This window comes from Gillisia sp. CAL575 (genome assembly GCF_000403785.1).
Classification (GTDB): Bacteria; Bacteroidota; Bacteroidia; order Flavobacteriales; family Flavobacteriaceae; genus Gillisia.
On record NZ_APHJ01000021.1, the window covers coordinates 194,577 to 219,608 of the forward strand.

The 25,032-nt window shown below is 32.3% G+C and carries 22 protein-coding genes; 18 read left to right on the plus strand and 4 right to left on the minus strand.

Annotated features, from left to right (window positions below; translation table 11 throughout):
- Positions 1 to 242 precede the first annotated feature (242 nt).
- From I130_RS03710 to I130_RS03770, 13 genes are all read left to right on the plus strand, one after another.
- Positions 243 to 1,346: a Fic family protein gene (locus tag I130_RS03710; RefSeq protein ID WP_034919644.1), complete on the plus strand. Its 1,104-nt coding sequence runs from the start codon at positions 243 to 245 to the stop codon at positions 1,344 to 1,346.
- Positions 1,347 to 1,768: 422 nt separating this feature from the next.
- Entirely contained in the window at positions 1,769 to 2,143 is a 375-nt protein-coding gene (locus tag I130_RS16590; RefSeq protein ID WP_157480491.1) for a hypothetical protein, read from the plus strand.
- Positions 2,144 to 2,256: 113 nt separating this feature from the next.
- Positions 2,257 to 2,487: a helix-turn-helix domain-containing protein gene (locus I130_RS03720; RefSeq protein ID WP_034919649.1), complete on the plus strand. Its 231-nt coding sequence runs from the start codon at positions 2,257 to 2,259 to the stop codon at positions 2,485 to 2,487.
- A 4-nt stretch (positions 2,488 to 2,491) separates the two neighbouring features.
- Positions 2,492 to 3,295, plus strand: a complete 804-nt coding sequence (locus I130_RS03725; RefSeq protein WP_034919650.1) for a hypothetical protein — start codon at positions 2,492 to 2,494, stop codon at positions 3,293 to 3,295.
- Positions 3,288 to 3,953 carry an ATP-binding protein gene (locus I130_RS16175; protein ID WP_051119601.1) on the plus strand — a complete coding sequence of 222 codons (666 nt, stop codon included), beginning with the start codon at positions 3,288 to 3,290 and terminating at the stop codon, positions 3,951 to 3,953. Before I130_RS03725 ends, I130_RS16175 begins: the two co-directional genes overlap by 8 nt.
- 586 nt (positions 3,954 to 4,539) lie before the next feature.
- Positions 4,540 to 4,902: a BfmA/BtgA family mobilization protein gene (locus tag I130_RS03735; RefSeq protein WP_034919652.1), complete on the plus strand. Its 363-nt coding sequence runs from the start codon at positions 4,540 to 4,542 to the stop codon at positions 4,900 to 4,902.
- A 360-nt stretch (positions 4,903 to 5,262) separates the two neighbouring features.
- A complete protein-coding gene (locus tag I130_RS03740; RefSeq protein ID WP_034919655.1) occupies positions 5,263 to 6,150 on the plus strand; it encodes a dienelactone hydrolase family protein in 888 nt (295 codons plus the stop codon).
- A 539-nt stretch (positions 6,151 to 6,689) separates the two neighbouring features.
- Positions 6,690 to 7,295 carry a hypothetical protein gene (locus I130_RS03745; protein WP_157480492.1) on the plus strand — a complete coding sequence of 202 codons (606 nt, stop codon included), beginning with the start codon at positions 6,690 to 6,692 and terminating at the stop codon, positions 7,293 to 7,295.
- A gap of 148 nt (positions 7,296 to 7,443) precedes the next feature.
- Entirely contained in the window at positions 7,444 to 8,196 is a 753-nt protein-coding gene (locus I130_RS03750; protein WP_034919659.1) for a LytR/AlgR family response regulator transcription factor, read from the plus strand.
- Positions 8,197 to 8,278: 82 nt separating this feature from the next.
- On the plus strand, positions 8,279 to 11,158 hold the full coding sequence (locus I130_RS03755) for a histidine kinase (RefSeq protein WP_034920465.1): 2,880 nt from the start codon (positions 8,279 to 8,281) through the stop codon (positions 11,156 to 11,158).
- A gap of 364 nt (positions 11,159 to 11,522) precedes the next feature.
- The gene (locus I130_RS03760) at positions 11,523 to 11,750 is read left to right on the plus strand and encodes a hypothetical protein (protein ID WP_034919661.1); all 228 of its coding nucleotides are present in this window, start codon (positions 11,523 to 11,525) and stop codon (positions 11,748 to 11,750) included.
- Between the two features lie 2 nt (positions 11,751 to 11,752).
- A complete protein-coding gene (locus tag I130_RS03765) occupies positions 11,753 to 12,244 on the plus strand; it encodes a YqiA/YcfP family alpha/beta fold hydrolase (protein ID WP_034919663.1) in 492 nt (163 codons plus the stop codon).
- 9 nt (positions 12,245 to 12,253) lie between these two features.
- A complete protein-coding gene (locus I130_RS03770; RefSeq protein ID WP_034919666.1) occupies positions 12,254 to 13,144 on the plus strand; it encodes a helix-turn-helix transcriptional regulator in 891 nt (296 codons plus the stop codon).
- Positions 13,145 to 13,200: 56 nt separating this feature from the next.
- Here I130_RS03770 and I130_RS03775 read toward each other — a convergent pair whose 3' ends face one another.
- Positions 13,201 to 13,470 carry a hypothetical protein gene (locus tag I130_RS03775; RefSeq protein ID WP_034919668.1) on the minus strand — a complete coding sequence of 90 codons (270 nt, stop codon included), beginning with the start codon at positions 13,468 to 13,470 and terminating at the stop codon, positions 13,201 to 13,203.
- Between the two features lie 460 nt (positions 13,471 to 13,930).
- On the opposite strand from I130_RS03775, the gene I130_RS03780 reads away from it, so the two are divergent.
- From I130_RS03780 to I130_RS03800, 5 genes are all read left to right on the plus strand, one after another.
- Positions 13,931 to 14,590: a hypothetical protein gene (locus I130_RS03780; protein ID WP_034919670.1), complete on the plus strand. Its 660-nt coding sequence runs from the start codon at positions 13,931 to 13,933 to the stop codon at positions 14,588 to 14,590.
- 75 nt (positions 14,591 to 14,665) lie between these two features.
- A complete protein-coding gene (locus I130_RS03785) occupies positions 14,666 to 16,456 on the plus strand; it encodes a dynamin family protein (RefSeq protein WP_034919672.1) in 1,791 nt (596 codons plus the stop codon).
- Positions 16,456 to 18,255, plus strand: a complete 1,800-nt coding sequence (locus I130_RS03790; protein ID WP_034919674.1) for a dynamin family protein — start codon at positions 16,456 to 16,458, stop codon at positions 18,253 to 18,255. The genes I130_RS03785 and I130_RS03790 overlap by 1 nt, the downstream gene beginning before the upstream one ends.
- A 1-nt stretch (position 18,256) precedes the next feature.
- Complete coding sequence (locus I130_RS03795) at positions 18,257 to 20,248, plus strand: dynamin family protein (RefSeq protein ID WP_034919676.1); 1,992 nt, start codon at positions 18,257 to 18,259, stop codon at positions 20,246 to 20,248.
- A complete protein-coding gene (locus tag I130_RS03800) occupies positions 20,239 to 20,775 on the plus strand; it encodes a hypothetical protein (protein ID WP_034919679.1) in 537 nt (178 codons plus the stop codon). The genes I130_RS03795 and I130_RS03800 overlap by 10 nt, the downstream gene beginning before the upstream one ends.
- An 87-nt stretch (positions 20,776 to 20,862) precedes the next feature.
- Here I130_RS03800 and I130_RS03805 read toward each other — a convergent pair whose 3' ends face one another.
- The 3 genes from I130_RS03805 to I130_RS03815 form a co-directional block, all read right to left on the minus strand.
- Positions 20,863 to 21,072: a DUF6140 family protein gene (locus I130_RS03805; protein WP_034919681.1), complete on the minus strand. Its 210-nt coding sequence runs from the start codon at positions 21,070 to 21,072 to the stop codon at positions 20,863 to 20,865.
- A gap of 131 nt (positions 21,073 to 21,203) precedes the next feature.
- Positions 21,204 to 21,917, minus strand: a complete 714-nt coding sequence (locus I130_RS03810) for a M48 family metallopeptidase (RefSeq protein WP_034919682.1) — start codon at positions 21,915 to 21,917, stop codon at positions 21,204 to 21,206.
- Complete coding sequence (locus I130_RS03815; RefSeq protein ID WP_034919684.1) at positions 21,917 to 25,027, minus strand: type I restriction endonuclease subunit R; 3,111 nt, start codon at positions 25,025 to 25,027, stop codon at positions 21,917 to 21,919. The genes I130_RS03810 and I130_RS03815 overlap by 1 nt, the downstream gene beginning before the upstream one ends.
- Positions 25,028 to 25,032 lie beyond the last annotated feature (5 nt).

Genomic DNA, 25,032 nt, shown 5'->3' on the forward strand with positions numbered 1-25,032 from the left:
CAAATGATGATATTCGGATGCTATTTATTAAGAACAAACTCGATGTAAACCTAAGTTTTCAAAGAGGGCTGGCAAATATACAATTTCTTATTTCTACTATACAAATAAACTTTTCGCTTTATTTAGCTGATAAGGTTAAAGAATGCTATAATTCTAAGTCCGAAAATTATGAGCCGAATAATTCTTCTTAATCAAATCATTTATTATGTATATTTGAGCCGAATAAGATTTATAATCGGCTCATGAAATATAATTGGCAACAGGCAGATTGGCCACATTTTCGATATTCTACCGAAGAGGTGGAAGAATTGCTTTTCGATTATTCACAAAGAGCGGGAAAGATTAACGGTATCCTGGAAGGATTGCCGGAAGAGACAAAGAGTGAAGCCATTATAGAATTACTGGTTTCCGAAGCTATTAAAACTTCAGAAATCGAAGGAGAATATCTTAGCAGGAAAGATGTGATGTCCTCTATTAAAAGGAATCTTGGTTTAAAAACTGCTGTTATTTCCAAAGATAAAACCGCAGAAGGTATCGCGGATTTAATGATAGATGCCCAAAATACTTTCAAAAAAGAAATTAATAATGAAAGTCTGCTGAACTGGCATAAGTTGTTAATGAAAGGGAACACCTCAATTCAGGCCGGGCAATGGCGCGCCCATGAGGAACCAATGCAGGTGATATCGGGAGCTATGGGGAAAGAAAAAATCCATTATGAAGCTCCTCCTTCCAAAATAGTTTCGAAAGAAATGAACCACTTTATCCAGTGGTTTAACCAAACCGGTCGTGGAGGAGAAAAAGAAATTAAAAAACCGATAATTCGTGCTGCTCTTGCTCACCTTTATTTTGAAACAATCCATCCTTTTGAAGATGGAAATGGGAGGATTGGAAGGGCCATTTCAGAAAAAGCCTTGTCCCAGTATATGGGCAGGCCCATAATATTGAGTCTTTCTAAAGCAATGGAAGGGAAAAAGAAAGATTATTATGTTGCTTTGCAATTGGCCCAAAGATCAAACGAAATCACTCCGTGGATCATTTACTTTGTAAAGACCACTATTTCTGCGCAGATAGATGCCGAATCCTTGATTGAATTTAGCCTTAAAAAAGCTAAATTTTTTGACCGATATAAAAATCAGTTAAACCTAAGGCAGGAAAAAGCTATTCAACGTATGCTTAAATCTGGCTCAAAAGGTTTTGATGGTGGAATGAATACCAGAAAATATATTTCCCTAAATAAAACTTCCAAACCAACTGCCACAAGAGACTTGCAAGATCTTTGCGAAAAAGGTGTTCTTACCCGGGAGGGTGGTGGACGAAGCACCTCTTACTTTTTGAATTTGATATAATCAGAATATTTTAAACACCTAAACATTCTGCTTTTCCTTATCTTTAATTAGCTAATAGTAAGAATAGTAGCATGTTTTTGGAACGCATTGCAATTTTCACACTTCAACTAAAGGAAAAGCTGGAAACTTTTCTCAATTTTCTCATGCGGGAAACAAAAACGCAAATCGTCCCTCTCCTATTTCTAGGCTGTTTTCTGTTTTTAACACTGACTTTATATTATGTATGGATATTTTCTGCATTGCTTTGGATCAAAGTTATTTTCAGCATTATTTACTTCTTATGTTTCTTAATCTGTGTTTCTGTAATTTATTTCCAGCTTAAACGAAAAAGAATCAGAAGGAATTCAAATTCATTTGAAGTTTATTATTTAACTGAAGATGAATCGAAGAAATTTGATCATCTAAACCTTGTATCAATTCCTTTGACTGAAGTCCAAGCCTCTAAAATTTTTAAAGCTTTTTCAGAAAAATACTGGAACGGAGATTTTCAAGCTTTTCAGTCATTAACTCAGCTAACACCAGTTGCACCAATTAAACGTTTGGTATGGAAAGATTCTTCTCCTAAATTACCCAAACAAGTTAACCGACAAACCCTGTTGGAATTTCTAAGTCAGCTTTTGACTGGATTTGAAAATTTAGAAAATCAGCAGATGATAGAACTTGCAAATTATTATTTCGTTCTAAAAAATTCAGATGGAATCGAGAAGACCATATCTACCAAAAACATTTCAGACTGGAAAAAGAACGACGCTTCCTATCTCGATAATATCTCCGATTTAATCAAGAAGAATCTATAGGGTAATTACCACTAGATTACCTCTTACCCTATTGATTTTTAAGGATTTTGGTTGGTCATTTGTTTCTATAATTAATAGACAACAAGACGTGTTGACTTTAAAAAACAGCAATTATGGAACATTTAGAATTTAAAGATCGATTGATTCGCATTGAGCAACTACTTCTAGCAAACAAAGAAGTATTAACATTGGAAGAAGCTTGCCAGTATACTGGTATTTCAAGAAGCTATATGTACAAGCTTACTTCTTCTGAAAAAATTCCCTATTGCAAACCTCGAGGGAAGTTGATTTATTTCGAACGGGAAAAACTTAATTCCTGGCTATTAAATAAATTTAATCCTTAGTGTGATGACTGGCTACGAATATTCTCGCACTTGGTTTGATTTTAGTTTCGCAAACACACATAAAATAAAACCCAATCATACCGCTATCTACTTTTTTGCCATAGAGCGCTGCAATCGGTTAGGGTGGAAAGAGGAATTTGGATTTCCCACCGATTTAGCAATGGAAGCTTTGGGTATTAAAAATTATAAGTCCTATATCTGTGCGCTTCAAGATCTAGCCGATTGGGGTTTTATAAAATGGATTCAGAAAAGCAAAAATCAGTACACTGCAAATATCATTGCTTTGGTAAAAAACAACAAACCAGTTCTAAAAGCATTAGACAAAGCAATGTTCAGCCATAATCCTAAGCAAGTCCATAGCTCTAGCCAAGGCATTGCTAGTATAGATAAACAAGAAAACTATAAAACTATAAACCTTAAAACTTTAGAAAAAAAGCTATTAATAGAAATTAAGGATTTCGAAGTTGACATAGATCAAAAACTTTCATTTAACTGGGCGATTAAGTTTCAGGAGCTTTTCCTGAACAATTTAAAATTAAAAGGCGCTCCCTTAAAAAAAATAAAAGAAGTGAACTTTGAGGATTTCGTTGAACCTATTCGAGAAATGCTAGAAAATGATGGGATTACTGAAACACATTTACAATTGGCATATGAACAGCTTCAAACGGATGAATTTTGGAAAGGGATTATTCTAAATACTAATAAACTTCGGGAAAAAATAAGTCAGCTTATCGCCCAAGGTAAAAAAGCAGTCGAAATTAAAGATATGGACATGAGAGTTCAAAATAAAATTAAAAGCTATGATTAGTACAAATTCAAAAATCGTATTATCTAGCACCTCACCCGAGGTAGAGTCTGTTAGCAATATACAGCCGTTGATCACCAAACAACTTTTTTGGAAGTTATTCCGCTTGCAGGCACCTCATTTCATAATAAAACCTGAAAACAAAGAAATAATTTACAGCATTTTCAGGTATTTTTTACAACTTCCGAATTTTAATGAATACGGAGTTATTAAGAATAAGGCAGATCTGGAAAAAGGCTTATTGGTATACGGGGATTACGGAGTTGGAAAATCCACACTCCTTAACGCCATTCATGAAGTGGGAAGAACAATCGTTTCTAAAACCCAAAATACCCAATTATGGTTTCCGCGCATATCAACTGTACACATGCTTAGTCAGTATTACGAATCTCAAAAAAATCTAGGCAGCAACTTTAAATTGGAAAATTATTATCAAGGAAAATTATATCTGGACGATTTGGGTAAAGAAGATAAGGCTTACAACAGAGAAGAACTCATTGGAAAATTACTCTTTGAAAGACATCACAGAAAATTTAAAACTTTTGTAACTACTAATGACAACCCATCGGCAATAACTGCTAGGTATGGTAATCATATTGGAGACCGATTGCCAGAAATGTTCAATATCATTAAATGGGAAGGAAAAAGCTGGAGAGAATAAAGATCGATTCGTTTTATAAGTCCTCACCACATTTTTCACAATGTTTAAAAATAAAATCTTTGAAAAAAGAGGTTCGTCTGTAAAAATATTGAACACCAACCAAAACTGCAAATTAAAAGCAGATTTATAAATTAGAGAATTTCGAACTTTAAATCTATCCTCAAAATGTTTTGGTTGAAGTTCGCTGGCGTAATTCTGAAATATTTTATTAGATAATTATGAGCCAGTTGACTTTAAAAATTATTGGAAATAACATTGATTAAAGAGTCAATTTATGTTTCAAATTTTCAAAAAACACTCTAAAAAAAGTCATTATTTAAATTGATTTATAAGATAAATTAAAGATAATAATCTCAAGAAAAGTACTCTTTTGATGAGCTGAAAGCGAAGGAAAATGAGTAGCAAGAGGATAACACGCTGCGCGATGTTAGGTTATTCTCATTTTCTCATAAATAATTGATTATTAGCATTTTATAAATTAATTCGAAAGTTTATAAAATTATTTCAAAATAGAATTTACCGCAATTGGTTGGCAAGCCTTATAAACAGTACAACTAATTATCCTAATCTTTAAAAAATAAGAACCATGAGTAAGAATTTCTCCCGAATTAACTTTCATTCTGAAACGGTAGATCGATTTAAAAAATACGCAATAGAAAATGAGGTGAATTATACTGAAACCTTAGAAGCAATGTTGGACTTTTTTGAGAAGAATTATATCTCTCCTTTTAAACCATTCCCTCTTACGAACTACAGATTACTACATATATTTAATAAAAGAATGGATGCCCTAGAAAGTCTATTACGTCAAATGGAAAAAGATACTTTAGAGCCTACACTCAAAATTCTGCTTGATATTATAAAATTAGCAGACCCTAAAAATAGGACGCGACATCTTGAAAAGAAGGCCTATGAAGAGGATGATACGCATCCCGATTTTTATAAATAAGATAAAGATTTTAAAAATGTAGTTTCAGTTCAAATAAGAACAATACAAATCAAAACTAGCAATGCGCCCTATGCTGTTTTTATTTAAGGCTTATCTTCCCGAACGCTATAAAAACAGCACAGGAACCACGCGCAGGTTAGTTCTGGTAGATTTGTGGGTTGTATAAGAAAAATATAATTCGGATTCTTGATTAATTTGTGATCTTTCAATAATTACTACTGCTCATATAACAGTTTTGAAATATGAATATTCAAAAAAAACTTAATTATTCATGCTATCTTAAGTGTTTAAATTTCAAAATCAAGGTGTAAATTCAGCAATAATTAATCATATCTTGTTGATCAATAAATCGTTACCAACATGAAAAACCTTAAGAAAGAAGACATCAATCAAGAAGTATTTGACCTATATGATGATTATGCCCATAATAAACTAAATAGACGCCAGTTTGTTGAGAAACTCTCATTGTACGCTATTGGCGGTCTAACAGTAGGATCTCTTTTGAGTTTTATGTCACCGGATTATATAACTACATTGTTGGTTAGTAAAGACGATCCACGACTGGATTCTGGATATATTCAGTATGATTCTCCCAAGGGTGGCGGAAGTATAAAAGCGCTGTTATCCACTCCAAAAGAAATGTCAGGAAAATTACCTGGAGTAATTGTCGTGCATGAGAACCGAGGATTGAATCCTTATATTGAAGATGTGGGCAGACAAACAGCATTGGAAAGTTTTATTAGTATTGCACCCGATGCACTATCCCCGCTTGGCGGATATCCGGGAAACGATGATGCCGGGAGAGAATTGCAAAAACAACGCGATCGCAACGATATGCTTGAAGATTTTATAGCTGCTTTTGAATATCTGAAAAACCACAAGGATTGCAACGGTAACATAGGTGTAGTTGGTTTTTGTTTTGGTGGATGGATATCAAACATGATGGCGGTGCGAGTGCCTGAATTAAAAGCGGCAGTGCCATTTTATGGCGGACAGCCTACATCCGAAGAAACCGCAAAAATTAAAGCTCCACTATTAATACAGTATGCCGAACTTGACACTCGGGTTAATGATGGATGGCCCGATTACGAAAAGGCACTTAAATTGAATAACGTTGATTATACTGTTCATTTTTATGAAGGAGTAAACCACGGATTTCATAACACAACCACCCCACGATATGATGAAGCTGCTGCGGAACTTGCTTGGCAACGTACTGTGGCATTTTTTAAGGAGCGACTGGTTTGATTGTTTTGATTTAAATACTGATAAACGCTTTCAAAAATTATTTGAAAAGAAAACAATTTAATTTAATTTTAATGGCGACATATATTGTCGTTATCATTGTTTTAATTTTTCTTCCATATAACTTTAAAACATCTCTTTTTTAATAAGAAACTATGAACATACTCTACCTATATGGTCTCAAAAGCAAATTAAAAGCTGATTAGAATAAGATACAGTATCTTTTTAATAAAGTTAAACTTCAATTTCAACTAATAGCATATATGCGCCCTCTGCTGTTTTTACTTAACGCTTATCTTCCCGAACGCTATAAAAACAGCACAGGAACCACGCGCAGATTAGTTATGGTAGATTTGGGGGCAAGTCAGAGTTGATATATTTATTAAAATCCGTCTACTTCCTCAGCTATAAAATAGAAATCTTTAATTATCGTTCAATCACGAGCTTTAACTAAGGTTTTAAGTAAATTTGAGATCACGAAGGATTTTTAGTAGAGAATGTATATATTATAAATAATTTTTTAATGCTTTAAATTTTGATGTTTGATACAACAGCAAGACAATTATTATATTCTATTTAAAAATTGGAGTTTGGATCCAAACCAATGGTCTATGCTCATGGATGGCACCGCGGTAATATTGACTCTACTAGGATTTATAATCGCCTTCTGGCTTTATCAAGTACAAAGAAAAGACAAGGCTACAGATGCTCAGAGGTTTTTTAAAGCTTCGCTTCCGGGATTAAGATCTTCCATACAATATGCAATCGCAGACCTTAGGGAATTTAAAGAATCATTAGATCTGGATAAAGTGGTAGACCCGGTATTATCTGTTTCCCTCAATGATAAGTTTCTTGAAAAAGTAAACTTGGTAGCACTTAATCGCTATTATGCAAAAAATGATAAATCCAGCCTGAAGCATTTTAATCGCCTACTGGTAGATTCAAATTTTTTTGGTGATTATAGGGATTATATTACCAATCAGATAAAGTATTTTAGAACCGTATACCTGGAAAGAGAAGAGACCAGATCCAGTAATATGCTTAGAATGAAGGAAAAAATCAGAATAGTTTTAGACAAAGACATTTCCAGATTTGAAGAAATTCTTGCTAATATTGATTTACTACTTCTCGAAAATCCTGGGAAATAGTGCTAGTTGAGCCTCGCTATTTTTTTACTGAAAATTTAAAGTGTCATACATTAAATTCAGAGAATGGATAAACAGAAAAAGCTGTGTTTTCCTTTCGAATGCAATGCAATGTACTTAACAACTTAGCATATATTTGTACTTTTACTTTATGATTAAAGCGGTAATAATTGACGATGAAATAAATGCACAAGATTTATTGGAGAAAACCCTAAACAGGTATTTTCCAAATAAATTTAATATTGTGGAAAAATGCGATTCAGTAGATTTAGGGGTGCGTGCAATTAAGGAATACGAACCTGAGTTGGTGTTTCTTGATATTCAAATGCCTGAAGAAAATGGCTTTGAGCTGTTTAAATATTTCGAGCTTATAAAATTTGAAGTCATCTTTACCACTGCATATAATCAATTTGCTATTAAAGCAATTAAGCGCAGTGCTTTAGACTACTTGTTGAAGCCCATTAATCATCTGGATCTAGCTGAAGCCATCAAAAGATTTGAAAACAGAAATAAAGGGAATTTCGCTCATAAAAAATTATCTTTATTACTCGAAAATCTGAATGTAAACGACCAAAACGTTAGTAAAATAGCCTTTCCAACCATTGAAGGCTTTGAATTAATTCATTCAAATCAAATATTATACTGCAAGGCAGAAAGCAACTATTGTTGTATTAAAAAAATTGAAGGCATTTCTAAAACGGTTACAAAAACATTAAAATATGTAGAAGAAATACTTCCAGCCACGTCCTTTATAAGAATTCATAAAACCTACGTTATTAATTTAAATTATATAGTTAGGTACAACAAGATTAATAAGGAAGTTGAATTAACTAATGGAGAGAAGCTTCCTGTTTCTTTTCGAAAAGAAGAAGAATTTATAAATGCCATCTTACAAAACAATTAAACTTTTCCTTCTCTTTTTTTTGTGGGCTTCTATCGCCTTCACCCAAAATTATCCGAGTAAAAATTTCACTGCATCCAAGGATTTGCCAAACAATACCATTAGGTCTTTATTGGTAGACTCCAATAATATTCTTTGGATAGGTACTGAAAATGGAGTTGTAAAGAAGGAAAATGACGTTTTTACAAACTTTTTTGAAGAGGATGGATTGGCATTAAACAGTTGCTGGGCCATTGCAGAAGATAAAAACAAAAAATTATGGTTTGGAAGCTACGGTGAAGGAGTTAGCATTTATAACGGCAACGATTTTGATGTGATTTCACAAGAACAGGGGTTGGTTCACAACGAAATAACTAAACTCTTTGCTAATGGAATTTATATGTATGTGGGAACCAGTGATGGGGTTTCTATTATAAATATCAATACCCTTGAGGTTCTTTCTTTAAATAATCATTTAGATAATGCACTATTTAGGGTTCAGGACTTTTTTGAATATAGGGATGAAATTTATGTGGTCACCTATAATACCGGAGTCTTCAAAATTGACCATAAGAAAGACCAACCCGCTTTGGTAAAAGTGAATGATTATACATACAATTATTCTGTTTTTGTGGATAATGACAGTATTTACAGCAGTAATAAAGGCTTTTTTACAAAAAATAGTATTGTAGATTTTGTAAATGAAATAGATACCATACCCTCAAAAAAACTTGGAGTTTCTATTATCTGGGATTATGTTAAAAGTAAGGACAATAAAATTTTTGCAGCAGCATGGGGAATTTACGATAGTAATGGAGGAATTTATGAAGTTGCAAATAATAAACTTATTTCCAGAGCATCAGATTTTAATATTGGCAGTAAAAAAGTAATTTCCTTAGCCTATGATGGCCGCTTTGAAAAATTATATATTGGAACCAAAGACGCCGGTCTGTTTGAAGTAAAACTGAATCCACAAATAAAATTCAACGAAATTCAAGGAAAGAATGTCCTTAGATTTGCTAGAACAAAGAACTCTTCTGCTGTATTATTAGACGAAGGCATACTTTTAAAAGGCAATGAAAAGGAACAAACACTTAATTTACAACAACTTAAAAAATGGCAAGAAGAATATCTTTTAAACACCAAACTATCATTGCCAAAACACCAGGATTCTTTTTATGAACTGGACTATAGCACGAAGGCAAGGGACATCAGTTTCTATGATATAAAAGTATCAAAAAACAGGTATTGGATAAATACCAATATAGGTGTATTTGCTATAAAACCTTCAGGAACATTGGACAGGTATTTACCCCTGCATTCAGAAGAAATAAATTTTACGGAATCCGGGGATCTAATTGAAACAAATCCTTATGGAGGACTAAGAATATATAGTGATCTGGACATTTTAAAATATACTCATTTTAAAAAAGAAGACCCCCAAACCCCCACCATGGTGGTAAATAGCTTACGAAAGGATCTAAAAACCTATTTTTTATCTGTGTTTTCGGGACTATTTGTATTGGAGAATAATGAGTTTAAATCCTATTTACATAATGGGATCTGGAAAGAAAAGAAGTTAAGACATATCACCACCTTAGGTGAAAATTACGCGATTTCCAGTGAGTTTGGGGATGTATTCATTCTAAATGATGAAGCTTCCTTTAAACTTTTAAAGAAAATTCCTCGGGCTAAGATTCAAGGAAATACAATTTCATTCTTAAAGGAATATAAAGGCTACTTAATAATTGGAACAGAAAAAGGCTTAACACTTTATAAGAATAAGCGTTTTATCTTCATAGATGAAGAACAAGGACTTAAACAACCTTTATTAAGTGCAGAGGCAGTTGGGAACAACTTGTTAATTGGAAGTAAAAATGGCTATTATAGCATTAACCTTGATGCAATTAGCGATCCTGAGCTTTTAGTAAGTCAATTAAAACTCGAAGAGATCTATATTAATAACAATAAATTTCTTTCTGAAAATATTGCGGACAAAGAGAAAATAAAGTTATCACACAATGAAAATACCGTACTGCTTAAATTTAGTACGAACGCACATCCTAATCCGCATAAATTAAGTTATCAATACCGCTTAAATGCAAATAAAACATGGAGTCTCCCCTCTTCCAAACCCGAGATCTTCCTACCTTTTTTACCCACAGATAATTATAATGTAGCTATAAGAGTTATAGATGCCAGCACCGGTTTAAATTATACTCAAACATTGTTGAAATTTGCCATCCTTCCTCCTTTCTGGAAAACCTGGTGGTTTATATTGTTGATGATCGGATTAGTAGGTTTGGTGGTATATAGCATTATTAATTATCAAATAAGGCAAAACAGAAAGTTTGAAGAACAAAAAAGTTTGATACAGAAGCGTTTTGAAGAAACCAAAATGGAAGCATTACTTGCACAAATGAATCCGCATTTTATTTTTAACGCCATGAATTCAATTCAAAACTATATTATGGACAGTGATGTAGATAATGCCAGCATTTTCTTAGGTGATTTTGCTAAATTAATTCGGCTAAACCTTGATCACTGCACAAAGCCAAGGATTTTATTAGTGGAGGAAATTGAATATTTAAGCTCTTATATTCGGGTTGAAAACACACGTTTTAGAAATAGAATTACGGTGCTAATAGAAATAGATCCTTTAATAGATGTTTATGAGATGGAGATCCCCACGATGGTACTACAGACTTTTGTAGAGAATGTATTCGTACATGCCTTCCCTCCAAGTATCAGTAAGCCTACATTAACTGTCATTTTTATATTAGTGTCGGAGAATATCTTGCAATGCAAAATTGAAGACAATGGGATCGGGTTTTCACCTAATTCCACCAATTCGTTGCACGAGTCTAAAGGAGTTAATTTAGTGAAGGAACGATTGTCATTGCTTGGTCATAATATAGATCACGCAGTTCAAATAGTATCCACTAAGAATAAAGGTACTACTGTCACCATTAGCTTAGAGGTATAACGATTACTTACAAATTCCATACGATTACTAAACGACCACTCATCGCTTTAACAAAAAATTTAGTTTTACTACAAATTAGGAGAGGTTGCGGTAGCTTTAATGGTTTATAGTTCCGGAAAATATTTTAGGTAGGGCTTTAATATTTTTGATGGGCTATAATAACTGTAATTTCTCCAAGGTTTGAAGCATTAACCGTTTTTATAAATCGGTTACTTGTTAAAATACAAAACCACTTTCGAACTTAGGTTTGATGGTGGTTTTTTTGTGTGATTATTACACATTACGACTTCAGAATATAAACCTAAAACAAAGACGACATATTTTGTCGCTTACTTTTTGTTAATTTGTTCTTTGTGACCGAAACATGAGTAATTCTAAAAGAAAACTTCCAATACTTCCCAATTGCCTTTCAGTTTCCGAAAAAGCTGAAAAACAGTTAGCGAATCGTAAACTGAGAAGATTGGTAAAAGAAAGACTTTCGGATTCGAAATATGAATTACCCGATTTAAAGGAAGTTTCCAGCAACTGGAACTGGCCTAAAGACGGAAAATCTTATAGAAGTGATTTTACTAACAAACAACTAACTAAATAACTATGAACATACTTTACCTACACGGACTTAAAAGCAAATTAAAGGCTGAAAAACGAGAAGTGCTCGAAAAATATGGAAAAGTCTATGCCCCAGACATTGATTATAATTTAAAACATATTCAGCCAGAGCTTATTCTTGAATCGCTTAAAGGCATAGAGATCAATGTAATTATTGGAAGTAGTATGGGCGCATTAAATTCCTATATAATATCAGATAGTATTGGGAGACCTTGCTTGCTTTTTAATCCACCCCTAGCTAAACATATTGACAACAATCAGATTCACGCGTACTATCTAAAAGGCAATTCCTTTAAACAGATCGTATTGGGAGGCATAGATGATGTTGTAGATCCCAGAGAGACTTTATCCTTTTTGGCGAATCACACTCAAAAAGAAAAAATAGATATCCATATCGATCCTAAATTGGGTCACAGAATTCCACTGGAGCTGTTTGAAGCTCAAACGAAACTCTTCTTTTCTAAACTTTGCTATTAATATAAAAACATGTCTGTACGCCAAACAATTAAACGCCACTATAAAATTATTTCTCTTTTAAGACTTAGAGCTATGAGTTATGAAGAAGTTCAGGAAGAAATGAATATAGATCCAGATTCTATAGAAGAAAGTTTAATGACTTCTCAAAGAACATTTCAACGAGACATTCTTGACATTGCATCTATTTATGGAATTGAAATTGTATCTGACCGAAGTAAGAGTAAATACTTTATTAAAGATGATCTGGAAGAAACTCATTCCCAAAGATTGCGGGAGAATTTTGAAATCTTAAATGCAATTCGATTGTCAAAAAGCTTAGGAAATAGTTTGGTTTTTGAAGAGCGTAGATCTCTAGGAACTCAAAATATGGCAGGACTTCTTCATGGTATTGAAAATAACATAAAAGTGAAATTTGATTATCATAAATTTTATGATGATACAGATAGCAAAAGGGAAGTCATGCCCATTGCTTTAAAGGAAGCAAGAAACAGATGGTATCTTATTGCGGAAGATGGAGATACTATAATAAAGAATTTTGCTTTGGACAGAATTGTGTCGCTTGTAATAACCGAAATCAAATTCAAACCCATTTTATATAATGTACATCAAGAATTTAAAGACACTTTTGGAATTATTAATGGCACTGATGAAAAACCAGTGAACGTACTTTTATCATTTACCCCAAGGGAAGGCAGATATGTAGAATCTCTTCCGCTACATAGGAGTCAGAAACTAATCTCAAAGGATGATAAAGAGTATCAGTTTACTTATTTCATTAGACCTACCTATGATTTTAAAATGGAGCTTCTTTCCTATGGAGATCAGGTGAAAATAGTCGAACCAAGAAGTTTGCAGAATGAAATCAGAGAACAACTCCAAAGTGCCCTAAATTCTTATTAGAATTTAGAAAGAATATTAATAGACAATTGATTCTTGAGTAGTTTAACTCTCTTTACTTAAGTAGATAAAGACCAATAAAATCCTAGAGAAATCAAAATGGAAACTCCCCATCCAGAATAATAGGGAATTCCGTTATTTGCCGTTGCGACAATACCTATATCAGAATTAAATAAGCTTCCTATCGATGAGAAAGGTAAGATTAAGCCATGCCACATACCTGAAAAGAAACCATATTCTTGTTCAGTTACTCCTGTAGGGGCACATGATGTAACGCTAAGAAATAGAAAGAGTATTAAAACTATTTTAATTATTTTTTTTAACTTCATAAAAGGGTTTTATCTAAATAAATATTGACTTTTAATTAATTTGAATCATCTATTAATTATATATCATTTGTAATGCATGATCAACTAATTAAAAATCAATGTTAGAACTTGATAGCGACAAGTCACGTCATTTAAAAATAAATCCATAAACGTCATCTCCTGACGTTAGTAACGCATTAATTTGAAAATTGAAACATAAAAAATCCTAAAACACCGCTTTATGTAAATGACTGATTAATAATGGTAGGGCATTAATAATTAAAATATCATAAAGTGGTTTCTAAAAAATCCCGGCAGTTGTGGATATCCTTTGGAAACATAAAAATAAAAACGATAACATTCAATTTCAACACGTTTACTAAATGGTCAAACATCGCTTTAACTTAAAATTTAGATTTACAGATGTTGGTTAAATATAAGTCCCTTATAAAAACAGCATCTTAAGCATTCTAACCTACTTATGATAAAAATTGTATCAGATTACTCTGCAATCACAGAAAAAATCAAAAAATATCACTCCTTGATTCTCAAGGAATGCCAAAATAATCCTCGTATTAATGAAATTTATAAAGGATGTCAAGTCCTTTTCAGTCCATTGTTTGAAAAGCCGGAATTCCTATTGATCGGTTTTAACCCTGGAGGAGGCTACCATAAATGGCATGGGAAAATTGTTGAACAATTTGACCCCATGCCTGAATTAGAATATTATCTCAATAAACATAGTTTAGGAGAACAAACTAAAAGCCTTTTTGCACTGGCAGGTAAAGAGAATGATTTAGAAAACTCCACTGTAAAAATAAACTTCTATCCCTGGGCAACTGATAATGTAGCGGACTTTAATGAACTCATGAGTTTATTGCCAAAGGACTTAAGTTCTCAAATCTTTGAATGTGGAAGAGTTTGGACTAAGAAGATCATTGAAATACTAGAGCCTACTACGATAGTCTGTGAAGGCTTCAAGGCTTTTGATGAAGTACAGATTTTATTTCCGGAAAAATACAAGCAAGAAAAATCAGATTTTCACAGATCATTCCTGATAGGACAAAACACAATGGTTCTTGGATATAAAAGAAATCAAGGGAGCATAATAAATAAGGAAATTCTCGCAAAACAAATCTAGCTAACTTCTTTACAGTAGGAGAATTTAAATAATCTACAAACAATAAGCAGTACATACCTAAAATCTAAATTAAAAATGAAAGACCAATTGATATCTATCGCTGAAGCGAATAACGCAAAATCTATTGCTGAGAAATTAAAGAATTTAAATAAAGAAGAATACAAAACATCTGTAGCATTCTTAGGAGAATTTTCTTCAGGAAAAACCACGTTAGTTAATGCTCTTTTGAGAAAACAGTTTCTACCAAGTTTTGATAAGCCTACAACAGCTATTATTACCGAAATTACTAAAGGTGAAAAAAACCACTTTTACGTATTAGAATCAGTCAATGGCACTATAACTAAGAAAGATATTGAAGTTAGTGAACTGGCTGAGGAGGTTCAAAAAGAAGGAAATAATAGAATTCTGAAAATAGAAGTTCAGGATTCCGACTTACTTGATGACAACACTATTTTAATTGATACTCCAGGAGTTTCATCTATAAACGAAATGCACTCTAAGGTAACTTATGGTTATCTACCTTACATGGATGTGGTATTTATGGTAGTGAACATAAATATGGGTAGCATTTCTAAGAGCTTACAATCATTTATTGAAGGATGCCCAGAAAATGTAAAGGAAAAACTACATTTTGTGTTAAACTTTAAGGATACCAAATCACCTAGTCAAATTGAGAAATTAGTATCAGAGTTTAAACAATCCTTAGAAGAATTCATTTCTAACGCTAATATAATTGTTGTTTCCTCTAAAGTTGCTATAAAAGCAAACACTTCAAATGATAGAGAGTTGTTTGAAAAAAGTGGCGTTGGTAAAATAGAAGAAGTTATTAAGTTTGAAATACCAAAAACGCATAAAATAATCGCTGAAGCGAGGTATGTAGAAGCTATTGAAAAACAAAGAGAAGATCTAAAATTTTTCCTGCAGGAAAAAGAGAAAAATCTAAAATTGGATAAGAGTGATTTTTTGAAAAAAATTGAAGAATTAAAATTAGAAAAACAAGAGCTAAAAAAAGAAAGCGATAAGATTTTTAGAGATTTTGATGAGCTGAAAGAAAAGACTATTAATGCAGCTGAAGTTCTAAATAAGAATTATGTTTCATCTTTTATAAATGGTTTAAATAACGATAGCTTAGAACCAGTTACAGCAGAGTATACTAGTGAATTAACGACTGTCTTACAAAGACACATAGATTCTGTTGAAAATTATAATTTACCTCCCTATATTCTTGACAAGCTGGCCAATTCCACAGTAAATAGCATTAATAATAAAGTAGGTATGACATTTCAAATAGCTAATAAACTACCTAGTTTAATTAATGCAGCTGCAATTGCTGCATCCACTGGAGGCACTAGTTTAATTGCAAATGTTGCTGAAACGATAGTAGTTCAAGCAGGAGGAAAAGTATTAGAATTAGCGGAAAAACACATAGAAGATAATCAAACAAAAGAAGAAGTTTCTAGATTAATTAATGATAGCAAAGAATTAGCAATTAATACGTTACCCGAAAAACAGATCAATGGTAATCCTGTATCTAGGAAAAGAGCTGTGGCTACGACAATCCTTACTGTTTTAGACCAATTGAATGTTACAGAATTTGCTAAAAATAAAATAACTGAAGCTACACAGAAAAGCAACGTTTATAAAGCGTTAAAAGAAAATTCAAATAATATTATTAATGATATTTTCTCTGGAATTAATATAATTATTGTTCAAAAGATTGATGCCGAAATAAATAATCCTATTAGAATTAAAGAGGCTGCTATTGAGGAAGTTAAAGCAGAACTTTCCAATTCGTCTGAGCAATTAAAAACAGCTAAAAATAAGATTTCTGACGATTTGGTAACCCTATATAAAATAGCAAACTAATGGATTCAAAACATGACATAATTTTTCAGGATTTTGAAGCGATTCTCAAAAAAATGCTTGAACATTTTCAAGAACAGGAACATAATGAGAAAGCTGAAGAAATATTTAAAAACATTGGTGGCTTTCAGGAAATAAAAAATGAGATCGAGGATTACCAAAACACTATAAAGTCTCATTCCAAACCTTTAAGAGTAGGTTTTGTTGGTGGCTTCAGTACAGGGAAATCATCTATGATAAATAGCTTATTAGGAGAAGAAATCTTAGGAGTAAAATTAGAGCCCGCTACATCTCAAATTACAGAATTAAGCTATGGAGACAAATTTGAAGTTTTAGAAGTCACTAAAAATAAGGACTCCTATCTTTCGTATAATGAAATTTCCTTATCAGAATATAAAAAGAAAAGCACAGATAGAAATAACAAAACAGAAAATTTATTGCGTTACAACATTAAATATCCCTCTAAAAATCTATCTCGTTTTACAATAACAGATACTCCGGGATTTTCCTCTACTTCAAAGGAAGATGATGAGCTAACAAAAAACTGTATCAAAACGCTAGATCTACTTATTTGGATTTTCGACGCTAATAAAGTAGGCGATAAAAAGGAGTACGATAAAATTAAAGATTTACTCAGCAACACGAAGGTTATTGGGGTAATAAACAAAATTGACACTAAGTCTCCTGGAGTACGAGATAAAATTAGGACGGAAATTTTAAATGAAAAATTACTGGATGATGTATACTTTTATTCATCAAAAAAGGTATTAGATGAGTTTATAAACCTCAGTTCCTTTAATGAAATTTTGGAGGATATCAATACTGAAATTAAGAATGGAGTAAATAATTTTGAGGAATTTGAAATCAAGAAATCTGGCTCAGAAATTAGTTTTAAGACCGATACTAAAATAAAACCTTTTGTTTTGGTTCCTATTAAAAAAACAAACTATACCGAGTACTATGATACGCTTATCGATAAAATGGATAGCGTCAGAGGAAATGACATTAATTTATTACTAAATCAAAACTTAGTAAATCAATACAATGGATTTAGACATTTAATAAATAGTGAATTACTCATTTATAAAGATGTTTTAAAAAAGGATATTAAAAATTATGAAAAAATAATTCAAAAAAATAATGATTTAATTGAGAAATCTGATTCCATATATGAAAATCTAAAGGATGATTTTGTAAATAAGATAAATTCTAGTTTTAAAGTTTTTTACACTGCTTTCTTTGATGAGCTTGGAAGCTTCTTATTTGTTAAATATGTTGACTCGGGAGTATTTTCTGATGATGTGCATATACGTATGAAAAATTTGAATGATGAAAATTTCAAAGAATCCTTGTATACATTTATTTCTGAAGAGTTTCATTCATATTTAGAAGAAAGTATTGACATATATCACAAAATAATAAAGAATTCTATTTTCAACGTGTACTCCAAAATTCAAGAAATTCGCGAAGAAGAGCATCATCTAATTAGGGCATTGGTAAATGGTTTAGCTAAAAGTAGTGTGGAAGCGATTACTGGTTATCATAGAAATTTCGAACCAGATAAAAAAATAGACTCCTACATAGACGCTCTGGAATTTCATAAAACCAATATAGATCTAGTAGTTCCAGATGAATTATTGGAAAATTCGATTAGCAATTTATTAATATATGATTTAATTCATGCTGAAACAATTTACTATTTACCAAAGTTAGAGTCAAAAGTTAATGTTGCGAAATCCCTAAAGTCCAGCACCTCTGAAATTATAAATATGATCGACAAACTACTGCTAAAATTAAATTAAGTTGAAAAAAAACATATTAAAAGAATATACTGCCAAGGTTAAGCAATTAAAAAATGCATTTCAAGATCTTGAGACAAATAACCTTGTACCCATAACTCACGGAGAAAAATCCTTTACCAAAGAAAATATTAAAGAGGTTCAGGATAATTTAAATAACCAAGAATTTACTATTAGTGTTTGCGGACAAATAAATGCTGGTAAATCTTCATTTCTAAATTATTTACTTTTCAACGAAAAGGAAGTACTACCTGCAGATGACACTCCATGGACTGCAAAATTAACTACAGTAAGGTATGGAGAAGAAAACCAAGCTACCGTAACATATTATAGCCAAAAGGAATGGGAACTCTTAAAAAGTCAGCAGATTATTGATGATGAAGGAGTTGCAAAAACCTATTATGATGAATTTTTAAAGCAAGATGTGAATAATGCCGCTCTGGCAGGGTTACAAGTGGAGAATTACATCAATACCGATAATAAGATAGTATCTGGTGTAGCCCTAAATGACCTTAAAGATTACGTTACTAAAGGTGGGCACAAGACTCCTTTCGTTAAACAGGTAGATATTAAAGTGAATAACGAATTGGCTAGAGGTGTTGTCTTTGTAGATACTCCAGGTATCAATGACAGAAATGAGCTTCGATCTAAAGTAACTGAAGACTGGATAAAAAAGTCTTGTGCGGTAATCTATTTGTTCTATGCGGGGCAAGCACTTAGTACAGCAGATTATGAATTTATAGATCAACATCTCAGTTCTGTACCAACAGACAAAATTCTTTTCGCACTAACAAAAGCTGATATTAGTGAAGATTATGAGGGTGCAAAAGCTTTTGTAGAAAGAACCTTAAAAGAAGATATAGAACTTAAAAAACGGAAATTTATTACTTCAAATAAAAGTGTCTATCCTATTTCTACACTATCTGCATTAATAAATTATAAACAAGAAAATAATTTAGAACTTAATGAGGACGAAGAATTTCATTTAGAAAGAATCACAGAGGTAAGTCCTTCTTTCATTAAAAATAATGGCTTTATAGAAGAGTTTACAGATGGTCTTAAAAGTCATTTAATGACTCAAACAGGAAAAGCCATTATAGATAAAGCAACTGCATTTTTATTTGACATCTACAAAACTAATGAAACATCGCTGCAATCTGACCTTAACACAAAAAAAGAGAAATTAAATGATCTTGAATTGTCTGATGATGAGCTTAAGCAAAAAAAAGCTTACTTAGATAAGACGCTTGACAACATAGAAAATTTTAAAAAACAATTTAAAAGAAATACTCAGGACGAATTTGTTGCCAGATTAAAATCCAACCTTAAGAGAGAATTAAAGAAATTTAGAGAACGTGGATATAAAAATTTAGAAAAGAATCTAGAGGATGCTTCAGACGATTCCATTAAAGCTTTGAGAAATCTAGCAACACATTTAACGAAACAACATTTAGAAGACGCCTGTGATGAGATTCATAATTCATTATTAAATAATTTATCGATTAAGGAAGAAATTAATGAACTTTTAGCAACATTTTCGAATAAATTTCAATTAATTATTCAGAATGTAAAAATTTATGATGACTCTCTTTCTTGTTTTGTAGAAAACCCCAACGGCATTATAGAAAGCATTTCTTTTGACCAATTAGCGGTAGAGGATTTAAAAAAAGTTTGTGGCTCCAATTGGGGAATAAATAAAGGGGATGTAAAAACACAAATTTTCGCAAAGATTAAAGAGGTATTCGAAAGTAATATAGATGAAATTATAAAGAAAGTATTGGCAAATGTTGGTAATGTAATTGAAAATAATATTAATGAGGTTTATAATAATGTCAATACCGAGGTGAAAAAGATCCAAAACAATGCTAACTCATTGTTAGAAAGTAGTAAAAATTATGAGGAGGAAAAGGTCACCCTTCAATCAGGAATAGTTGAAACACAGGAAAGATTAAATTTTGTAAAGTCTCATTTTAAAACGTTACAGGAATGTATATAGAAAAGGAATTAGGAATTGGAGTAGGAATTGGTGTAGCCGTTGTATTCATTGGATATCTCCTATATAAAAAATCATCTGAAACTTCCTCAAACCACGAGGAGATAGAAAATCGTGGCGAAATTGAGAAAGCTATTAATTCATTTATTGAAGGCATAATTATAGATTTTTATAATGAATATAGGATCAATTATCTTGGGGTTAGATATAATATAAAGGATCTAGCAACAGAAAACACCTATGTTTTTGAAACAAAGAGAGTAAGTTCTCTTAGTAGCATTATTAATTACAATCAGATTCTTACTGGAGAAAAATATGTAAGCAAAGTAATTTGTAAAAAGTATAAAATTGAAGTTCCAGTTAGTGACCAGTTAGAGTTTATTACTGAAATCTCAAGAATTGAAGGTAAGATGAGAGCTGTTGATAGTGTTAAAAATCTTATCCCTGAAGAAGATTCTAACAGACTGAAGAAAGAGTTGCAGGAAGACTTATTGCATTATAAAACAAAGTATTCTTCTAATGCACTGTAGTAAATTGCGCTATCAATTTTCCTAAAAAAAAGGGTCATATTTTCAAAAATATGACCCTTTTTTTTATTTAGAAGTTTTGAAGATGGTTTAGGCCTTTTTAAACTCTAAAAACCCTGTATTTAAGTATCCTTCAGTTTTTAGATCCAGACCATGTACTCTCATAAATGCATTGTGAACTTTTTCTTTTTCATCCAAGGGATTTGCAAACATTGAACTTATTTGAACGGAAAGTCCACCGTCTATAAATTCACCTTGTACATTCATTGAATGTTTAGTTTTGATTTCAAATGTTGCCATATTATAAGTTGTCTAATAATTTTTATAAGTGTAAATATTTTCCAGCATTGTTTAGTAATCTATAGTACAGGTAAATATCTAGAATTGTCTTCGAGCATTCCGCCTTGTTGAAAAGTTATTTCTAAGCCCATTTAATATTTCCAATCTATATGACTAAACGGTATCCTATTTAACTCTTCTCTATACATTCTCCACTTAGGCATAAATTCGTTCATATAACTTACAAATTTATCATTGTGACTTCTTTCTAATAAGTGAACCAGTTCATGTACTATTATAAATTCGATACATTCTACCGGTTTTTTCGCCAATTCTAAATTAAGCCATATTCTTTTCGCTTCAGTATTGCATGTGCCCCACTTGGTTCTCATTTTCTTTATACCAAATTCGTTAGATTGTACACCAATAACTTTTTCCCATTTACTTATTAGTTTAGGGAGCATAGATTTCAATTCAGAACGATACCATTCATCAATAATTTCTTTTCTTTTTGCTGTTGTAGTACCTGGTCTTACAAATAATACAATTTCACTATGGTTTAGAATAATATGTGGTGGTTGATCATGCTCCACTACTTTTAAAAGATACCGTTTACCTAAAAAATAGTGACTTTCTTTAGTTAAGTAATCTCTTGGTGTTTCTCTATCGTGATTTTTAAAGGTTTCTTGCTGTTTTTTTATCCAACTTAACTTATTCAATGCAAACACACGAATATTGTCTAAATCCACTCTATTGGGAGCTGAAATACGAACAACACCATTTGGCGGATAAACACTCAAATGAATATTTTTTATATCCTTGTGTTCCACCTCAATATTTATATTTCCTAACTGTATTTGCTGCATTAGTACTCTTCTTGCTCTCTAATTAGGTTAAAAATAACTTCTACCTTATTTTCAATTCCGTATGGTTGTGGTGGTTCATTCGCTATGTCTATACCTGTATCTACAGCATACTTGGAGAGCTGCTTATATATCTCAGCTTTAACTTCTCTTTCTTTAGCTAGATTACCCCGCCAACCATCACGTTTTACTTCTTTCACGGATTGATCAAGTTGCATGGCTAAGTCTTCGTTACTATTCAAGTTGTTATATAGAGCTCTTTGTGCTGCGGTAATTAAACCTTCCGGAGTTTCTTCACTTTTTCCTTCGGTTACTTTTTTGACTAATTCGGCAATTTTATCTAAATATGCCTCATAACTAATAGCATTCGCTTTGCGCTCTTTTATTATTTCAGCTAATAGTTTGGACATTTCCTCAAAAAATGCTGGGTCAATTAAGTGTTCTTTGATAATTTTCTTCCGAACATTATTTTCAATAGTTTCTGCTATGGCACCTCGATCAGATTTAATACCTCCAGATAATGAATTTATAGCATCTGCCATTCCGGATTTTACTACAATATCTAACAAGGACATATCTGCAAAGGGGGAGATTGTTTCGGGTTCATCAGCCTGAATATAAGTATCTATTAAATGACGCATATCCGCCTCAAACTCTTTGACATCTAGTTTTTCACCACTTGCTTGTTTAATCTCTTCTCTTAATTTAATATAAAAATCTACTTCCCTGTCTATGTTTTCTTGCTCCTTTATGGAATAACCAGCCTCTTCCATGTCTTCCTGCAAGTTGGCATAAGCCCTAATTAGCGAAACAGTTTTCTTATAAAGCGTATTTCTCTGTGGCTCGGTAGCTTTCAATTCTGTTTCCAGTTCTGTATTGCCACAAAAATAATGCTGATATTCTAAGGAAGTTCTAGGTAAAGAAACAGCCTCACATAAAATGTGAAGTTCTTCCAAAGCGGTATCAAGACGTTCCTTTCCCTTTATTAACCTGTCCTGAAGCATAACTTCAATGTCTTTAGCTTCAAATTCATCATAATCTAATTCTGATGTATAAACTTGCAATGCCCCAGTTCCATCATCATTAACTAAATTTTTAAACAAGTCTTTATAATCTACTATATATCCAAATTGTTTATCGGCAGAATCTAAACGATTAACCCTACAAATAGCCTGAAACAAACCATGGTCTTGCATATTTTTATCAATATACAAGTAGGTACAACTTGGAGCATCAAAACCGGTAAGCAGTTTAGAAACTACAATAAGAAGTTTCATATTGGCTGGCTCATCTTTAAATTTGGCCTTTGCCCAATCTTCGTATTGCTCTGTTGATTTTGTGCCTAGTGTATCCTGATACAAATTATACATAAACTGTTTTTCGGTCTCAGTACCTGCACCAGTATCTTCTGTAGTTATATCACTTGTTTGAGGACTATAAGAAGTAATCAAACCTACTTTGCCTTTAAGCTCTGAATTGGTATTATTGAATAAATCAAAATAACGACACGCCTCATATATAGAGCTGGCAACTAAAATGGCATTACCTCGATTATCATTGAGTCTTGGTCTTTTTTTGAAATCGTAAATAATATCGCTAATTATTTTTTCCATTCTGGAGCGACTGCTTAACACTTTTTGCATCGTTCCCCATTTCTTTTTGAGTTCCGATTTTTGGAAATCATTTAAGTTTTTCGTAGAAATATTAAAGTATTCATCAATTCGTTTCTGAGAGGTAATCCGCTGGTCTATATCTCGAGCTTCATATACTAAATCTAGAATAACACCATCTTCTACCCCTTCATTAAATTTATATGTATGTATGTACTTGCCAAATACTTCTAAACTTGTTTGTCTATCCTTTTTCAATAATGGAGTCCCTGTAAAACCTACAAAAACCGCATTAGGCAATATGGCTTTCATAGTGCGATGTAATCGACCACTTTGGGTACGATGACACTCATCTACAAATACAAATAACTCCCCTACCGTCTGCGAAGGCTGGCTTTCTAATTCTTTGATATATCGATTAAAATTATCTGTATCTCTTTTTCCAAATTTATGAACTAAAGAGCATAACAATCTTGGAGTAGGACTGCTTAATTTTTGCATTAAATCTTTACCACTCTTTGTACGGTAAATTTTTTCATTGGCACCCTTAAATACACTTTCTATTTGCTTATCCAGCTCGTCTCTATCAGTTAGGATAACCACTCTGGAATTTGGGTTTGTCTCCAAAATCCATTTGGCTAAATACACCATAGTAATACTTTTACCACTTCCTTGTGTGTGCCAAATAATACCCCCTTCATATCTATTAATATGCTTTTGGGCTTCTTTAACACCAAAATATTGATGGACTCTTGCCAACTTTTTTACACCACCATCAAAGACTATGAAATTGTAAATGATCTCTAAAAATCGATCCTTACTGCACATCTTTAAGATGTATTTATCGGAAAGTAATCTGCTGTTATCTTGTATATCTTCTTTCCATTTTAAATACCACTTTTGTGGAGTTCCTATGGTTCCATACGCCAAGCCCTCCGTATCATTTGCCGAAAAGATATATTGTACCGTAGCGAAGAAGTTCTGAATAAAACCACCCTGTTGGTTAACATTACTTTGTCTGGTAGCTTCACCTATTGGAATGGTGCTCCTTTTTAACTCTAAAACGCCTAATGCTATCCCATTTACATAAATAACAATATCTGGCCTTTTGGTTTTGCTGTTTGTTATGGTGACTTCTTCAGCAATGGCAAAATCATTTTGATCCCAATGTTTCCAATCTATAAAATGTACTTTTTCGGTATTTTTGCCAACCTCTGTTTTTATGTCTGCACCATAACGCAATAATTCATAAACGTTCTTGTTGGTGGTATATAGACTATCACTAAAATTGTTCGCAGTTGTTTTTAGCTCGTAAATAGCTTTGGTAATTTGAGCCGAATTATAACCTTTCCGCTGTAAACAACCGGTTAGCAAGGCTTCTTCTATATTGCTATTATCTTCACGTTCTTCCCAATTACCTAAATAGCTATAGTCTAATTCTTCCTGAAATAATTTTACTATTCTATTTTGCGTAATACGTTCTATACTACCTACATTAGTCATATTTC

Excerpts from the sequence above, each read along its gene's own strand:
- I130_RS03805 (WP_034919681.1), bottom strand. The coding sequence starts at position 21,072 with ATGGCAACATTTGAAATCAAAACTAAACATTCAATGAATGTACAAGGT.
- I130_RS03810 (WP_034919682.1), bottom strand. The coding sequence starts at position 21,917 with ATGCAGCAAATACAGTTAGGAAATATAAATATTGAGGTGGAACACAAG.
- I130_RS03800 (WP_034919679.1), top strand. The coding sequence starts at position 20,239 with ATGTATATAGAAAAGGAATTAGGAATTGGAGTAGGAATTGGTGTAGCC.
- I130_RS03780 (WP_034919670.1), top strand. The coding sequence starts at position 13,931 with ATGATAAAAATTGTATCAGATTACTCTGCAATCACAGAAAAAATCAAA.
- I130_RS03765 (WP_034919663.1), top strand. The coding sequence starts at position 11,753 with ATGAACATACTTTACCTACACGGACTTAAAAGCAAATTAAAGGCTGAA.
- I130_RS03785 (WP_034919672.1), top strand. The coding sequence starts at position 14,666 with ATGAAAGACCAATTGATATCTATCGCTGAAGCGAATAACGCAAAATCT.
- I130_RS03790 (WP_034919674.1), top strand. The coding sequence starts at position 16,456 with ATGGATTCAAAACATGACATAATTTTTCAGGATTTTGAAGCGATTCTC.
- I130_RS03735 (WP_034919652.1), top strand. The coding sequence starts at position 4,540 with ATGAGTAAGAATTTCTCCCGAATTAACTTTCATTCTGAAACGGTAGAT.
- I130_RS16175 (WP_051119601.1), top strand. The coding sequence starts at position 3,288 with ATGATTAGTACAAATTCAAAAATCGTATTATCTAGCACCTCACCCGAG.
- I130_RS03725 (WP_034919650.1), top strand. The coding sequence starts at position 2,492 with ATGACTGGCTACGAATATTCTCGCACTTGGTTTGATTTTAGTTTCGCA.
- I130_RS03710 (WP_034919644.1), top strand. The coding sequence starts at position 243 with ATGAAATATAATTGGCAACAGGCAGATTGGCCACATTTTCGATATTCT.
- I130_RS03775 (WP_034919668.1), bottom strand. The coding sequence starts at position 13,470 with ATGAAGTTAAAAAAAATAATTAAAATAGTTTTAATACTCTTTCTATTT.
- I130_RS03720 (WP_034919649.1), top strand. The coding sequence starts at position 2,257 with ATGGAACATTTAGAATTTAAAGATCGATTGATTCGCATTGAGCAACTA.
- I130_RS03750 (WP_034919659.1), top strand. The coding sequence starts at position 7,444 with ATGATTAAAGCGGTAATAATTGACGATGAAATAAATGCACAAGATTTA.
- I130_RS03760 (WP_034919661.1), top strand. The coding sequence starts at position 11,523 with ATGAGTAATTCTAAAAGAAAACTTCCAATACTTCCCAATTGCCTTTCA.
- I130_RS03770 (WP_034919666.1), top strand. The coding sequence starts at position 12,254 with ATGTCTGTACGCCAAACAATTAAACGCCACTATAAAATTATTTCTCTT.
- I130_RS03740 (WP_034919655.1), top strand. The coding sequence starts at position 5,263 with ATGAAAAACCTTAAGAAAGAAGACATCAATCAAGAAGTATTTGACCTA.
- I130_RS03815 (WP_034919684.1), bottom strand. The coding sequence starts at position 25,027 with ATGACTAATGTAGGTAGTATAGAACGTATTACGCAAAATAGAATAGTA.